This is a genomic window from Stenotrophomonas sp. 10L48, assembly GCF_056395105.1.
The window spans coordinates 607,848-623,170 of sequence record NZ_JBFTIX010000001.1 but is presented as its reverse complement, the minus strand read 5'-3'; the positions used below and the strand labels follow the sequence as shown (position 1 = coordinate 623,170).

At 66.8% G+C, this 15,323-nt stretch carries 13 protein-coding genes and 1 tRNA gene; 9 read left to right on the top strand and 5 right to left on the bottom strand.

The features are described 5' to 3' along the window. Window positions 1-57 precede the first annotated feature (57 nt). Window positions 58-915, bottom strand: a complete 858-nt coding sequence (gene trxA / locus AC1DCU_RS03045) for a thioredoxin (RefSeq protein ID WP_442251873.1) — start codon at window positions 913-915, stop codon at window positions 58-60. Window positions 916-1,068: 153 nt separating this feature from the next. Here trxA and AC1DCU_RS03040 point away from each other — a divergent pair, with 153 nt between their 5' ends. From AC1DCU_RS03040 to AC1DCU_RS03000, 9 genes are all read left to right on the top strand, one after another. Next, window positions 1,069-1,677, top strand: coding sequence for a DUF998 domain-containing protein (locus AC1DCU_RS03040; RefSeq protein WP_180830873.1), 609 nt, complete (start codon window positions 1,069-1,071; stop codon window positions 1,675-1,677). Window positions 1,678-1,782: 105 nt separating this feature from the next. Further along, window positions 1,783-4,422 (top strand): leucine--tRNA ligase, encoded by a 2,640-nt coding sequence (gene leuS, locus AC1DCU_RS03035; protein ID WP_025879299.1) that lies wholly within the window; start codon window positions 1,783-1,785, stop codon window positions 4,420-4,422. Window positions 4,423-4,561: 139 nt separating this feature from the next. Next, the gene (locus AC1DCU_RS03030; RefSeq protein WP_033831702.1) at window positions 4,562-5,137 is read left to right on the top strand and encodes an LPS-assembly lipoprotein LptE; all 576 of its coding nucleotides are present in this window, start codon (window positions 4,562-4,564) and stop codon (window positions 5,135-5,137) included. Window positions 5,138-5,149: 12 nt separating this feature from the next. Next, entirely contained in the window at window positions 5,150-6,187 is a 1,038-nt protein-coding gene (holA, locus tag AC1DCU_RS03025) for a DNA polymerase III subunit delta (RefSeq protein WP_059064761.1), read from the top strand. A 3-nt stretch (window positions 6,188-6,190) separates the two neighbouring features. Then, window positions 6,191-6,856 (top strand): nicotinate-nucleotide adenylyltransferase, encoded by a 666-nt coding sequence (gene nadD, locus AC1DCU_RS03020; protein WP_442251871.1) that lies wholly within the window; start codon window positions 6,191-6,193, stop codon window positions 6,854-6,856. Between the two features lie 58 nt (window positions 6,857-6,914). Further along, entirely contained in the window at window positions 6,915-7,328 is a 414-nt protein-coding gene (gene rsfS, locus AC1DCU_RS03015) for a ribosome silencing factor (RefSeq protein ID WP_025879295.1), read from the top strand. A 63-nt stretch (window positions 7,329-7,391) separates the two neighbouring features. After that, entirely contained in the window at window positions 7,392-7,862 is a 471-nt protein-coding gene (rlmH, locus tag AC1DCU_RS03010) for a 23S rRNA (pseudouridine(1915)-N(3))-methyltransferase RlmH (protein ID WP_025879294.1), read from the top strand. 22 nt (window positions 7,863-7,884) lie between these two features. Continuing rightward, window positions 7,885-7,961 (top strand) — tRNA-Asn (locus AC1DCU_RS03005). A 150-nt stretch (window positions 7,962-8,111) separates the two neighbouring features. Next, the gene (locus AC1DCU_RS03000; protein ID WP_425602684.1) at window positions 8,112-9,071 is read left to right on the top strand and encodes an alpha/beta hydrolase; all 960 of its coding nucleotides are present in this window, start codon (window positions 8,112-8,114) and stop codon (window positions 9,069-9,071) included. A gap of 19 nt (window positions 9,072-9,090) precedes the next feature. Here AC1DCU_RS03000 and arcD read toward each other — a convergent pair whose 3' ends face one another. The 4 genes from arcD to AC1DCU_RS02980 all read right to left on the bottom strand — a co-directional run bounded on the left by arcD (window position 9,091) and on the right by AC1DCU_RS02980 (window position 15,276). Then, the gene (arcD, locus tag AC1DCU_RS02995; protein ID WP_032975055.1) at window positions 9,091-10,512 is read right to left on the bottom strand and encodes an arginine-ornithine antiporter; all 1,422 of its coding nucleotides are present in this window, start codon (window positions 10,510-10,512) and stop codon (window positions 9,091-9,093) included. A gap of 108 nt (window positions 10,513-10,620) precedes the next feature. Beyond that, a complete protein-coding gene (locus AC1DCU_RS02990) occupies window positions 10,621-13,446 on the bottom strand; it encodes a TonB-dependent receptor (RefSeq protein ID WP_025879291.1) in 2,826 nt (941 codons plus the stop codon). A gap of 216 nt (window positions 13,447-13,662) precedes the next feature. Then, window positions 13,663-14,319 (bottom strand): energy transducer TonB, encoded by a 657-nt coding sequence (locus tag AC1DCU_RS02985; protein ID WP_025879290.1) that lies wholly within the window; start codon window positions 14,317-14,319, stop codon window positions 13,663-13,665. Between the two features lie 219 nt (window positions 14,320-14,538). Beyond that, on the bottom strand, window positions 14,539-15,276 hold the full coding sequence (locus AC1DCU_RS02980; protein WP_025879289.1) for an SIMPL domain-containing protein: 738 nt from the start codon (window positions 15,274-15,276) through the stop codon (window positions 14,539-14,541). Window positions 15,277-15,323 lie beyond the last annotated feature (47 nt).

The following is a 15,323-nucleotide window of genomic DNA, read 5'->3' as shown; positions in this document are numbered from 1 at the left end:
ATCGCGGGCATTATTGCCCGCGTTCAGTGCAGGGATTCTGAACGATGCCGGTGCCGTTCAGAACAGCAGGGAGGCCATCCGGCGCCGCGAACGGCCGACCAGGTCTTCATCGGCGATGACGTTGAACGCATCGATCAGGGCCTTGCGCGGCAGTCCTTCCTGGAAACTGCGGTCGATCCGCAGCATCTCCAGGAACTGTTCCAGCGCAGCTTCGTCCTCGCCGGCCAGCAGCTGCTGCACACCCCGCAGGTGGCGTGCCTGCAGATCCTTGCCGTCGGCGGCGATGCGCGCATCCAGCTCCTCGGCGGGCGGGGCATCCTTCAGCGCGGCGGCGAAGGAGAGCCGGGCGCGGCCACGCACGGCGCGGTCGTCGGTGGCCAGGTTGGCGGGCAGTGCATCGATCAGGGTAGCGGCCTCGTCCACGCCGCCGACCTGCAGCAGCGCCAGGGCCAGGTCGAGCTTCAGCTCATCCTTGTCCGGCTCGGCGGCGATCTGCGCGCGCAGCACGTCGACCTGCGCCTGCGGGTCCAGCGGCGCTTCGTCTTCGGCGATGGTGTCGCCGACGTCAGCCGGCACAACGCCGTGCTGGGCCAGGAATTCACGCAGCTGGCCTTCCGGCAGGGCGCCGGGGAAGCCGTCCACCAGCTGTCCACCCTTGACCAGGAACACGGTGGGCACCGAACGGATCTGAAAGGCCGCCGCGATCTGCTGTTCCTTGTCCACGTCGACCTTGGCCAGCTCGAACGCGCCGTTGTATTCGCCGGCCAGCTTCTCCAGCATCGGGCCGAGGGTCTTGCACGGCTCGCACCAGGTCGCCCAGAAATCCACCAGGACCGGCGTCTGCAGCGACTTCTGCAGCACTTCCGCCTCGAAGGTGGCAGTGGTGGCATCGAATACGTAGGTCGTCTCGGTCATGGGGCATCGTTCGGCATCTGGAGACCGATTCTATGGTGACGAACCTTGCCGGTCTCAACCCTGCGGTCACGCCCCCCATGAAATCGCGGACGGCTTGGCGCAGGTGCCGGCTGCCGTGACAATGGCCTGATGTTCTCCTGAAGAGTGGCTGCAATGTCCGTGGTTCGGCTGGATCGTTGGGTAGGCATGCTCGCCGCAGCCCTGTTCGTGCTGTCGGTGGCCGGCTTCGGTGCGGCCCTGCCGGACTATTCGCAGGCGATGCATCCGGTGACCTGGCTGGGCGCGCACGGCATCCCCCATGCGCTGGGCTTCAACCTGCTGGGCCTGGTGCTGCCGGGTGCACTGGCGGTGGTCGTGGCCGAGCGCCTGCGCCGGCAGCTGTCGGTGGACGCCGCCTGGACGGCACGCGTGGGCAGCCAGATGCTGCTACTGGCCGGTCTCGCCTTCATCGCGATGGGCCTGCTGCCGCTGGATTTCGAAGACCAGATGGGCATGCAGGGCCCTGCCAGCAAGCTGCACGCCAGCGTGTGGATGGTCTGGGCACTGGCCTTTGTCGCCGGCAGCGTGATGCTGGGCGCGGCGCGGCTGCGGCATTCCGGCGGGCGCAGGCTGGGACTGCTGACGCTGGCCTGCGGAATCGGTGCCGGTCTGCTGGCGTTCGGCCTGCCGGGGGTACTGCCGGCGGCGCTGGCGCAGCGGTTGGCCTTTGCCTGCTGGGCGCTCTGGCTGGCCCTGGCCCTGCCTCTGTCGCGCGGGCGCTGAGACGCTTCCCGCAGCCACGCCGCGCGCCGGTGCGGCAGGCAGGATTGGAGCCATTTGCCGCACTGCGGTACGCTGTACCGCTTTGCCGCCGCAACCGCGTGTTACATGACCAGCGTCGAACCCAACGTTTACGATCCGCAGCAGGTTGAATCCGCCGCCCAGCAGTACTGGGATGCTACCCGTGCCTTCGAGGTCGATGAAGCCTCGGACAAGCCGAAGTACTACTGCCTGTCGATGCTTCCGTATCCGTCCGGTGCGCTGCACATGGGCCACGTGCGCAACTACACGATCGGCGACGTGATCAGCCGCTACAAGCGCATGACCGGCCACAACGTCCTGCAGCCGATGGGCTGGGACGCGTTCGGCCTGCCAGCGGAAAACGCCGCGATCAAGAACAAGACCGCGCCGGCCGCCTGGACTTACAAGAACATCGACCACATGCGCAGCCAGCTGAAGTCGCTGGGCTATGCCATCGACTGGTCGCGCGAGTTCGCCACCTGCCGCCCGGACTATTACGTCCACGAGCAGCGCATGTTCACCCGCCTGATGCGCAAGGGCCTGGCCTACCGCCGCAACGCGGTGGTGAACTGGGACCCGGTCGACCAGACCGTGCTGGCCAACGAACAGGTCATCGACGGCCGTGGCTGGCGCTCCGGCGCGTTGGTGGAAAAGCGTGAGATCCCGCAGTGGTTCCTGCGCATCACCGACTACGCCCAGGAACTGCTGGACGGCCTGGATGAACTGGACGGCTGGCCGGACTCGGTCAAGACCATGCAGCGCAACTGGATCGGTCGTTCCGAAGGCCTGGAAATCCAGTTCGATGTGCGCGACGTCGATGGCGCCGCACTGGATCCGCTGCGCGTGTTCACCACCCGCCCGGATACCGTGATGGGCGTGACCTTCGTGTCGATCGCCGGCGAACACCCGCTGGCGCTGCATGCCGCGAAGAACAATCCGGAACTGGCTGCGCTGCTGTCGGAGATGAAGCAGGGCGGCGTGTCCGAGGCCGAGCTGGAGACCCAGGAAAAGCGCGGCATGGATACCGGCCTGCGCGCCGTGCATCCGGTTACTGGTGCCCAGGTGCCGGTGTGGGTCGCCAACTTCGTGCTGATGGGCTATGGCACCGGCGCGGTGATGGCCGTACCGGGCCACGACCAGCGCGACAATGAATTCGCCAACAAGTACAACCTGCCGATCCGCCAGGTCATCGCGCTGAAGTCGCTGCGCAAGGACGAGAGCGCCTACGACGCGACGCGCTGGCAGGACTGGTACGGCGACAAGACCCGCGAGACCGAACTGGTCAACTCCGACGAGTTCGACGGCCTGGACTTCCAGGGCGCCTTCGAAGCGCTGGCCGAGCGTTTCGAGCGCAAGGCCCAGGGCCAGCGCCGGGTGAACTACCGTCTGCGCGACTGGGGCGTGAGCCGCCAGCGCTACTGGGGTTGCCCGATCCCGGTGATCTACTGCGACAAGTGTGGCGCGGTGCCGGTGCCGGAAGACCAGCTGCCGGTGGTGCTGCCTGAAGACGTCAACTTCGTCGGCACCGGTTCGCCGATCAAGGCCGATCCGGAATGGCGCAAGACCACCTGCCCGGACTGCGGCGGCGCGGCCGAGCGTGAGACCGACACCTTCGACACCTTCATGGAGTCGAGCTGGTACTACGCCCGCTACACCTCGCCGGGCGCCCGCGATGCGGTCGACAAGCGTGGCAACTACTGGCTGCCGGTGGACCAGTACATCGGTGGCATCGAGCACGCGATCCTGCACCTGATGTATTTCCGCTTCTACCACAAGCTGCTGCGCGACGCGCGGATGGTGGACAGCAACGAGCCGGCGCGGAACCTGCTGTGCCAGGGCATGGTGATCGCCGAGACCTACTATCGCCCGAACCCGGACGGCTCGAAGGACTGGATCAACCCGGCCGATGTGGAAGTGCAGCGCGACGAGCGCGGCCGCATCACCGGCGCCACCCTGATCGCCGACGGTCAGCCGGTGGTGGTCGGTGGTACCGAGAAGATGTCCAAGTCGAAGAACAACGGCGTGGACCCGCAGGCGATGGTCGGCAAGTACGGTGCCGACACCGTGCGTCTGTTCTCGATGTTCGCGGCACCGCCGGAACAGTCGCTGGAATGGAACGAAGCCGGCGTGGACGGCATGGCCCGTTTCCTGCGCCGCCTGTGGGCACAGGTGCAGAAGCACGCTGCCGACGGTGCCGCACCGGCGCTCGACGCGGCTGCACTGGATGCCAGCCAGAAGGCCCTGCGCCGCAAGACCCACGAGACCATCGGCAAGGTCGGTGACGACTACGGCCGTCGTCACAGCTTCAACACCGCCATTGCCGCGGTGATGGAGCTGATGAACGCGCTGGCCAAGTTCGAGGACGGCAGCGAGCAGGGGCGCGCCGTGCGCCAGGAAGCGCTGCAGGCCATCGTGCTGCTGCTCAACCCGATCACCCCGCACGCCAGCCATGCCCTGTGGCAGGTGCTGGGCCATGGCGAAACGCTGCTGGAAGACCAGCCGTTCCCGCAGGCCGACAGCAGTGCGCTGGTTCGCGACGCGCTGACCCTGGCCGTACAGGTCAATGGCAAGCTGCGCGGCACGATCGAGGTCGCCGCCGATGCCGCGCGCGAACAGGTTGAAGCGCTGGCGCTGGCCGAGCCGAACGCGGCCAAGTTCCTGGAAGGCCTGACGGTGCGCAAGATCATCATCGTCCCCGGCAAGATCGTGAACATCGTCGCTGCCTGATGTACCTGGCACCGGCCGCCATCGTGGCGGTCGGTGCGTTGTCGCCACGCCGGGCACGCCCGGCCGATGGCCCTGCGTTCACGCGGCCTCGGGCACCCTGTCTGTTGCCGTGATCGCCCGGCTCCGCCAGACTGTCTCCATGACCCGAATCCTGCTTGCCCTCGTTCTCGTCCTCGGCCTCGCCGGCTGCGGTTTCCACCTGCGCAACAAGCTGATGCTGCCGACCGACACGGCGCCGGTGAAGGTGGTCTCCACCGCGCCCTACAGCGAGTTGGTCAAGCTGTTGAACCGCAGCCTGCTGGCATCCGGTGCGCGCTTGGCCGATGAGGACAGCGAGGGCCCCAATGCCCAGCTGCAGGTGCTGTCCGAACGCTGGGGCGACCTGCCCATCGCGATCGACTCGCAGGGCCGCGCGCAGGAATACAGCCTGCGCTATGCGGTGATCTTCATCTTCCGCCGCGAAGACGGCAGCGAGCTGGTGCCGCAGCAGGTGATCGAACTGTCGCGCGACTACGTGTCGCCGCCGACCGACGCCACCGGTACCACCACCGAACGCGAGATCCTGGCCGATGAACTGCGCCGGGAAATGTCGGCCTCGATCATCCGCCGCATCGACAGCGTGGTCCGCGCCGAACTGGAAAAGGGCGGCAGCCTGTCGGCGCCGAAGCCGGTCGAGCACGATCCGGTCGAGCCCGCACCCGCCGTCCAGCACTGAGCCGGGCGCCTGATGGAACTGCGACCGGAACAGCTGGCCGGGCAGGGCGCTGACACGGCGCTGGCGCCGGTCTACCTGATCGCCGGTCCGGAAACGCTGCGTGTGCTGGAGGCAGCTGATGCCGTGCGTGCCCGTGCACGTGCGGCCGGCATCGACGAGCGCGAAGTGTTCGATGCCGATGGCCGTGATTTCGACTGGAACCAGCTCGACGCCAGCTTCAATGCCCCCAGCCTGTTCAGTGCCCGCCGCCTGGTGGAAGTGCGCCTGCCCAGCGGCAAGCCGGGCAAGGACGGCGGTGAGGTGATCAGCCGGTTCTGCGCCAACCCGGCGCCGGACGTGATCCTGATGATCACCGCCAACGAATGGAGCAAGGCCCACCAGGGCAAATGGGCCGAGGCGGTGAACCGCGTCGGCGTGCTGTCGGTGGCCTGGGCCATCAAGCCGCATGAGCTGTCGGACTGGATCGAACGGCGCCTGCGCAGCAGGGGCCTGCGCGCCGAACCGGCGGCCGTGCAGCGCTTGGCCGAACGCGTTGAAGGCAACCTGCTGGCGGCTGCGCAGGAGATCGACAAGCTCGTATTGCTGGCCGACGGCCAGACCCTGGACGTGGAACGGATGGAATCGCTGGTGGCCGATGCTGCCCGCTACGACGTGTTCCGGCTGGTGGAAGCCACCTTCTCCGGCCAGCCCCAGGCGGTACTGAGGATGCTGGCCGGGTTGCGCGGCGAAGGCGAGGCCGTGGCCGCGCTGATGCCGATCGTGATCCGCGAGCTGTTGGCCGGTGCCGGCCTGGCACGGGTACAGGCACGTGGCGGCAATCTGGCGGCGGAGATGAAATCCCGCGGTATCTGGGAATCGCGGCAGGCGCCCTACAAGCGCGCGCTGCAGCGGCACCCGGAAGGCAAGCGCTGGGAGCGTTTCGTGGCCGAAGCAGGGCTGGTTGACCGCATCGCCAAGGGCCGCGCAGACGGCGATGCCTGGCTTGCACTTGAGCGCCTGCTGGTGGCGGTGGCCGAAGCGCGTGCGGTGCGGCTGCTCGCCCGGGCCTGATCCATGAGCCTGCGGATCTATTACGGGGGCACCTTCGACCCGGTGCATCTGGGCCATCTGGCGATCGCGCGCGCCGCGCGCGATGAACTGCAGGTGGCGGTGCGCATGCTGCCTGCCGCCGACCCGCCGCATCGCGCGGCACCGGGCGCGACCGCCGAGCAACGCTGCACCATGCTCGGCCTGGCCATCGGCGATGAGCCGGGCCTGCTGCTGGACCGGCATGAGCTGGATCGGGCCGAGCGCTTCCCTGGCCGACCTTCCTATACCGTCGATACCCTGCGCGAACTGCGGGCCGAACTTGGCCCCAGCCGCCCGCTGGCGTGGCTGGTGGGGGCCGACAGCCTGCTGGGCCTGCCCAGCTGGCACGAGTGGCAGGCGCTGTTCGGTCTGGCCCATTTCATCGTTGCCGAGCGGCCCGGCAGCCCGCTGCGGGCCAGTGTCGACGGCGCGCTGGGCCAGGCCACCGAGGGGCGCTGGGCCGACAACGAGCAGGCCCTGTTCACCAGCCCGGCCGGCCGCATCCTGCGCCTGCACCACCCGCTGCGGGTGGAATCGGCCAGTGCCGTGCGCGCCCAGATCGCCGCGGGCGGCCCCTGGCGGGCCATGCTGGCACCGGCGGTGGCCGACTACGTTTCTGGCCACGGCCTGTACCGCCCCGCCGCCTCGTGAATACGGTTGCCGCGCTGTGCCCGTATAATCGCCCCCACGTTTATCGAGTCGACCCGCTTTGAGCAACCAGACCCAGCCCCAGACCATCAAGGTCGATCTGCCCAGCCCGCCGCCCTCCGTGCCGGAACTGCTGGCCAGCGTCCGTCAAGCCACCGAAGACCTGAAGGCCAAGGACCCGGTCGAGATCGACGTACGCGGCAAGTCCAGCGTCGCCGACTACATGGTGGTCGTATCGGGTACTTCGACCCGCCATGTGAAGTCCATCGCCGACGAAGTCGTGCGCTTCGCCAAGAACATCGACGTCATGCCGCTGGGTGTTGAAGGCGAGCGTGAAGCCGAATGGGTGCTGGTCGACCTGGGCGACGTCATCGTGCACGTGATGCTGCCGCGCGTGCGCGAGTTCTACGCGCTCGAGCGCCTGTGGACCGTTGGCGACCAGCCGCCGTCCTACGACGACGACGAAGTGGCCTGAGCCATTCGTTGATGCAGTTTTCGACGGCGCCGATGGCGCCGTCGACGTTTTGGAGGAATGTTGATGAAAGCCCGCCTGATTGCCACCGGCGAACGCGCGCCCAGTTGGGTGGCGCAAGGGTTTGCCGAGTACCAGAAGCGGCTCTCGCACTGGCTGCCGTTCGAGCTGGTGGAGATCGAGCCCGGCCTGCGTGGCAAAGGGCGCGACGCACGTCGCGCCACCGAGGACGAGGGCAAGCGGGTGATCGCTGCGTTGCCGAAGAATGCCTATGTCGTTGCACTGGACGTACCGGGCCGCCAGCTCAGTTCCGAACAGCTGGCGCAGCGCCTGGAGCACTGGCGTGGACAGGGCAGGGACCTGGCGTTCCTGATCGGTGGCCCGGAAGGGCATTCGCCGGAAGTGTCTGCGCTGGCCGATGAAAAGTGGTCGATCGGCCCGCTGACGCTGCCGCACATGCTGGTGCGGCTGGTGGTGGCCGAGCAGTTGTATCGCGCTGCTGCGATGTTGGCCAATCACCCCTACCATCGGGCGTGAAGAGTCGTTATACTGGCGGTCTGCCCGAATAGCTCAGCCGGTTAGAGCACTTGACTGTTAATCAGGGGGTCGTTGGTTCGAGTCCAACTTCGGGCGCCACATTCAAGAGGCCTGCATCGCAAGATGCAGGCCTTTTTTGTTGTGTCGCGCCGTGCAGTCGCGTGCGGCGGTGGATCCACCCCATGCGTGGATGCATCGCGCGCGATCTTTCGAGCGGACTCGACTCTACACTGCAGGTCCATCACGTGGATGTTGACGATGCGCGCTCGCTTTGCATTTCGCCTGCTGATGGTCCTGCTGCCATTTACCGCATCGGCCGCCGCGCCTGCCACCTGGCACCCGCCAGCCGGTACCACCGAACTCCCTCTGTGGCCGGATGGGCAGGTGATGGCACCGCCGAAGCTGAAAGGCCGCGAGCAGGTCAGCGAAACCGTGTCCAAGGCCAGTGGCGAGCGCTGGATGATGCTGCAGAACGTGGCCGTGCCCACGCTCACCGTGTTCCCGGCGAAAGGCTCGCCCAACGGCACGGCAGTGATGGTGATACCGGGTGGTGGCTACAACGTGCTGGCGATCGACCTGGAAGGCAGCGAGATCTGCGATTGGCTGACCGCGCAGGGCGTCACCTGCGCACTGCTGAAGTATCGCGTACCGGCCTCGGGACCGAACTGGGACCGCGAATGCAACTGCCGCGACATTCCGGCCGTGCCGATGGCCTTGCAGGATGCGCAGCGGGCAATGGGCCTGCTGCGTGCGCAGTCCGCGCGCTGGAAGATCGATCCACAACGGTTGGGCGTGATCGGCTTCTCGGCCGGCGGCCATGTGGTGGCCGGGTTGAGCACGCATGCGCAGCGCAGCTATGCACCGTTGGATGCGGCCGATGTGCAGTCCAGCCGGCCGGATTTCGCGATGCTGCTGTATCCAGGGCATCTCTGGGTACGCAAGGATGATTCGCTGGAAAAAGACATCGTGGTCGATGCAAAGGCGCCGCCGACGTTCATCGTGCAGGCCGCCGATGACCCGACGGACGATGTCCGTCATGCATTGGTCTATCACCGTGCACTGATCGAGGCCGGCGTGCCGGTTGAAATGCATTTGTTCGCGCACGGCGGCCACGCGTTCGGCCTGCGCCTGAAAGATGCGCCGGTGTCGGCATGGCCCAGCCTGGCAGAACGCTGGATGCATGACATCGGCATGCTGACGAAGCACTAGCGTCGGGTGTGGCTCGGCCTTACAAGGTCAGCGCGCCACGGGCGAATGCCACCAGCGTAGCGATCGCCACCACCAGGATCGCGCCGAACAGCACCCATTCCCAGCGCGTGAACACCCGCTCGCCGCGCTGGCGTCGGGTCAACGCGTACAGCACTACGCCCGGCACATACAGCAGTACCGACAGCAGCAGGTTGTCCAGGCCACCGGCATATACCAGCCACAACGCATAGGCGCTGGCCAGCAGCGCGACGATGAAGTCGCGCCAGCGGGCGCCGGCCGCGCTGGCGTATGCCTCGCCCTGCCAGGCCAGCTTCACGCCGAATGCGCTGGACAGGAAGTACGGCACCAGGCTCATCGACGCCGCCAGCAGCACCAGGCTGGTGTAGCTGCCCGAATTGAACAGCACCAGCAGCAGGAACAACTGGATCAGGCCATTACTCAACCACAGCGCATTGGCGGGCACGCCGCGCGCGTTCTCGCGGCCGAGAAAGGCCGGCATCGTGCCATCGCCAGCGGCGGCAAACAGCACTTCGGCGCACAGCAGCACCCACGCCAGCAGCGCGCCCAGTACCGAGATGATCGAGCCGATGATGATCACCGTCGCTCCCCATTCGCCAACGATCGCGCGCAGCACATAGGCCATCGAGGGATTGGGCAGGCCGGCCAGTTCGGCCTGCGACAGCACACCCATCGACAGCAGGCTGACCAGCACCAGCAGCAGCCACACGCCGATGAAGCCGATCACGGTGGCGCGGCCGACATCGGCGCGCCGTGCCGCGCGCCGCGAATAGATGCTGGCACCTTCGATACCGATGAACACCCACACGGTGACCAGCATCATCCCGCGCAGCTGCTGGCCCATGTCGCCCAGCGCGGGAGCGCCGAAGAAGTCGGCGCGGAACACGTCCATGCGGAATGCGCCGGCTGCCAGAATCAGGAACAGCGCGATCGGCACCAGCTTGGCCACGGTGACCAGGCCATTGATGATCGCCGCAGTGCGCAGGCCGCGCAGTACCAGCAGGTGCACGGTCCACAGCAGCAGCGACGATGCGGCGATGGCGGCCGGTGTATTGCCTTCGCCGAACACCGGTGCGAAGTGGCCGAGACCGCTGAAGATCAGTACGAAGAAGCTGGCGTTGCCGAGTACCGAAGCGACCCAGTAGCCCCACGCGGCGGAGAAACCGATGTAGTTGCCGAAGCCTTCGCGCGCATACGCATAGATGCCGGTGTCCAGGTCGGGGCGACGATTGGCCAGGGCCTGGAACACGAAGGCAAGCATCAGCATGCCGGCACCGCTCACCGCCCAGCCGATCAGCGCGGCGGCCGGGCCGGCGCTGCGCGCCACGTTCTGCGGCAGCGAGAAGATGCCGGCGCCCACCATTGAGCCGACCACCAGTGCGGTCAGTGCGGCCAGGCCAAGGCGTTGAGTGGAGGAGGGCATCGCGCCTGTCGCAGGAGAAGGTGCCCCCATGATGGACGCTGACGCGTGTGTAGAAAAGCAAAGGCCCGGGCGTGAGCCCGGGCCTTTGCGGGTGACGCTGCAGCAGGATTACTTGAAGGTGTACTTGGCGCCGACGGTGAAGTAGCGACCAATGGCACCGCTGAAGTGCAGCGGGTTGTAGTTCACGCCACCGTAGGTGGTCGGATCGAGCGGAGCGATGCGATCAAACACGTTGGCCACCGAGGCGTTCAGCTCGAAGGCTTCGGTGATGTTCCAGCGGCCGGACAGGTCGAAGGTGGTGAACGAGGAGATCTTGGTGACGTCGGTACCGTCGGCATAGGAGAACTGGTACGAGCCGTCCGGACCACGGAAGTCCTTGTTGTCCATCTTCGAGATGTAGTTGGCAACGCCGCTGACGCTCCAGTTGCCCTGCTTCCAGGTGGTGCCGAAGTTGATGCGGTCCTTCGGCGTGCCGATGCAGTTGGTCACGTCGCAGTTGCCGTGGGTACCGGCGTAGTCGACGGTGACGTCAGCGTCGGTGCGCTCGAACTTGAGCACGTGGCTCCACTGCAGGTCCATCTCCAGCTGGCCCGGACCGATGTCGAAGGTCTGGCGGATATCAGTGTCGATACCGCGCACGCGGGTGGAGGCCGCGTTGATGTACGCGGTGTTGACCGCCAGGATGCTGCCGGTGCCAGCAATGCCGTTGATCAGGTCGATGTCACGCAGCACGTTGCCGGCGGCGATGGCATCAGCGGTGGCGCCCTGGGCGATTTCGTTGGTGCGCTTGATCTGCCACGCATCGACGGTCAGCGAGGTGCTGGAGGTCGGCTGCAGCACGATGCCGACCGAGTAGCTCTTGGACTCTTCCGGCTTCAGGTCCTTGTTCGGACGGGTGATGATCGCCACCGGCCGCGAGCTGCAGTTGGTGCCGACATCGGCGGCCGGGCTGGCGGCGCAACGCACCGGATCACGGGCGTTGGAGAAGGCAGCCAGGCCACCGTCACCGTTCTCGGCCGGGTTCGGCGCGCGGAAGCCTTCGGCGTAGCTGGCGCGCAGGGCGATCCAGTCTGCCGGGGTCCACTTCACGCCCAGCTTCGGCGTGGCCTTGCCTTCACCGCTTTCGTACTTGTCGTAGCGCATGGCGGCCGACAGTTCCAACTGCTCCAGCACTGGCGCGGACAGCTCGACGTAGCCGGCATACACGTTCTGGGTGCCGTCATAGGCCGAATAGCCCAGGCCGATGATGTCACCCTGGTCGGTGTAGGTCTGCGGGGTCAGGCTGTTGCTGGTCTTGCGCCACTCGGTACCGAAGGCCAGGCCCAGCGGGCCGCCCTTCAGGTCCATCAGGCTGCGCGAGATGGTGAAGTCGAACATGTCCAGGCTGGACTTGGCGCGTGCGCTGATCTGCGGCGAGATGTAGTCGTACAGCGCCTGAGAGTTGAGGTTGGCGTTGTCGCCGATGCGCCACACGCCGCCGGCGCAGTTCGGGTTGCCCAACGCACACTGCACAGCGCTGTAACGCAGGAAGCCGGTGCGCTTGTTGGTCAGGTCGGTGCCCGAGTGCAGGTAGGCGGTGTCGTAGCTCCAGTCACCCCAGTTGCCCTTCACGCCCACCAGCAAGCGGTTGAACTCGTTGGTGTTGTTGGTCACGCGCGGACCGACATCCCATGCCGAATAGCGCAGGCGCGAGGCCTGGCCCTGGATCGGGTTGTCCGGGTGGGTCGGCGACAGCACCACAGCACCCGGACCGCTGCTGGCATTGCGCGGACCTTCCGGGTAGCCCCAGCTGCCGGACACGCCGGACGGGGTGTTGCTGAAGGTGGTTTCCTTCTTCGAGTAGCCGATCTCGGTGTAGACCTCGCCGCCTTCGCCGAAGGCGAAACTGGCACGGCCGAACACGTTGACGTACTTCTCTTCAGGGGTGAGGTCGCGGTACTGCTGGTTCGGATCCCACAGGCAGCCCTGGGCAGCCACTGAAGCGTCGGTCTGGCCACCGATGGTGGTCAGGCCCTGGCAACCCGGCAGCGGAACCAGCTGCGCGGAGGTGCCCGGCGGAACGCGGTCGTCGAACACAGAGCCGTTCGGACCGACGCCGCCGCTGGTGCGGTTATTGAGGTAGGCGCCACCCAGGAACTGGGCATTGTTGCCATAGCCCCACGGACGGATGTCGCCGGTGCCGATCCACTTGCGGTTCTTGCGGTCGCTGATCTTGATCGCGTCGGTCTTGCCGACATCCAGGCTGAAGAACGCATTCCAGCCATCGGTGGCCAGATCGCCGGTACCGGCGGTCAGGGTGGCCTTTTTGGCATTGCCGTCGCCATCACCGGAGGTGCCGTAGGAGGCACGCAGGATGCCGCCCTGGAAGTCGCTGCGCAGGATGATGTTGACTACGCCGGCGATGGCGTCGGAACCGTAGATCGCCGAGGCGCCATCCTTCAGCACTTCCACGCGCTCGACGGCGTCGAGGGGAATGGTGCTGAGGTCGGTGAATACCTTCTGGCCGTCATCGGCCAGGCCATAGGTCGCCATGCGGCGGCCGTTCAACAGCACCAGCGTGGAGCCGGCACCGAGGCCGCGCAGCGAAATGCCTGCGCCACCACCGGCGAAGCCGTTGCCGAAGGTCTTCGGGATCGAACCGGAACCGTCAGCGGTCAGGGTCTGCAGGTACTCGGCCACCGTGGTCTTGCCGGTGCGATCGATTTCCTGGCGGGTCACCACCTGCACCGGCGACGGTGTTTCGGTGTTGGTGCGCGGGATGTTCGAACCGGTGACGGTGATCCGGTCAAGGTTGGTGGCCTGTTCCTGCGCGAATGCAGAAGAGGAAGCCACGGCCCCGGCGAGCAGCAGGGCGCCGCCGGTGAGGATATGGGTGATGGACGTTGCCAGGTGGTTGCGGCGGCGGCTGGCGGGCCGTTGGATCGGGTGTTTCACAGCTTCTCTCCTGACTGGAAAACTCGAGCATTGAGGGCTGTCTCCGGTGTGTCCCGGGACGCGTCAATCTAGGTTTCCGGCAGGTGACGGAGGTGTGAAGTTTTACTAAATTCGTAACGGTTTTCCAACGAAGTTCAAATAACCGGGCAGATTGGCCCTGTTCCGGCCCATTCACCGTTGTGACCGGCCCGGCGTGCGGCCGGGCCGGTCCGTGGCTCAGTCGGGCAGGGAGAACTGCACGGGCACCATGCCGATGGCGGGAACGGCCATGCCATCACGCTCGGCCGGCACGAAACGCCAGTGGCGCAGCACCTGCTGGCGGGCGGCCTGGTCCAGGCTGCGCGAGCCGCTGCTGCGTTCGATGCTGACGTTCACCGGCTGGCCACTGGGGTCCACTTCCACCCGCAGCAGCACCGTGCCCTGTTCGTGATTGCGCAGGGCCTGGATCGGGTAGCTGGGCGGCGGGTTGCTACGGTACTGCAGCTGGGCGCCGGCCAGCGGCGTGGACGGGGCAATGGTCGGCGCAGCCTGCACCGCGGTCGGCTCGGCCGCCGGCAGGATGATGCCCTGGGCCTCCTCGACGGTCGCGGTGGGCGTCGGCAGCGGTGCGGGCACCGGCGTGGCCTGCCGCTTGTGCACCACCTCCACCTTTTCAGGCTCGGTCGGCACCGGCAGCGGCTCGATCGGCTTGGGCTCTTCCCTGGGAATGAACCGTACCGTGGTCTGATCGCGCGGCAGCGCGGTAATGGCCTGGTAGGTCGCCGGGATCAGCAACAACAGGAACGCGAGCAGATGCAGGGCGATGGCCGCACTCCAGGCGGCAACGCGGGCGGGATCGAAGTGCAGGGGTACTACGGGATACGTACGAACCATGGTCCACCTCCATGCCAGTGTCGAAGTCCTCAACGCACCAGGGCCGCCATCGGGGTTGCCGCACGCGGCTGGCAGTCAATCATTAGCGCGCCGCCTCCACCACTGCCTAGAGGCAGGGGCGGCAGCGTTGAGCTGGCCTTCATGTAACGCTGCCGGCACGGCGGCGGTGGAAACGAAAACGGCGCCCCGCAGGGCGCCGTCGGTTGAACGGAAGGAGCCTCAGCGGCCCAGTTCGAACACCACGTCCAGGTTCACCGAGACGGTCGATTCACCCGGGGCGACCGGGGTGGCCTTGTCCATTGCCATGCCGGCAGCCTGCGCACGCATCATCGGCATCGGGCGGAAACCGCCACCGGCGTTCTCGGAGATGCTGACAATGCGGCGCACCTGCAGGCCAAGCGACTTGGCATAGGTCTGGGCACGGGCCTGGGCCTTCTTCAGTGCCGCCAGGCGCGCTTCGTCATAGACCGGCTCGGGCTGGTCGATCTCGAACTGCGGGCCGTTGATCTGGTTGGCGCCCTGCGCGGCCAGCGCGTCCAGCACCTTGCCCAGCTTGGCGATGTCGCGGACCTTCAGGCTGACGGTGTTGCTGGCCTGGTAGCCGGTGATCTTCGGGGCTTCGTTGTCGGCATAGCGGTACTGCGGGTTGAGGCTGACGCCGCTGGTCTGCACGTCGCGCTCGGCGATGCCGGCGGCCTTGATCGCAGCCAGGACCTTGTCCATCTGCTGGGCGTTCTGGCGCATGGCGCTGTTGCCGTCGGCGGCCTGGGTGACCACGCCGGCCGACAGCGTGGCCACGTCCGGCACGCGGGTGGCTTCGGCGTTGGCCGAGATGTTCAGCAGGGTGCCTTCGGCCGCGGCGGCGATCGACGGCGACGACGGGTCGGCATGGGCGGTCATCGAAGCTCCAAGAGCGAGGGACAGGGCAAGCAGCAGCGGGGTGGCGGTGCGACGCATGGGATCTCCTTGTTGTGGCGGTGAGGGTGGTGTCGTAGCGATGAACG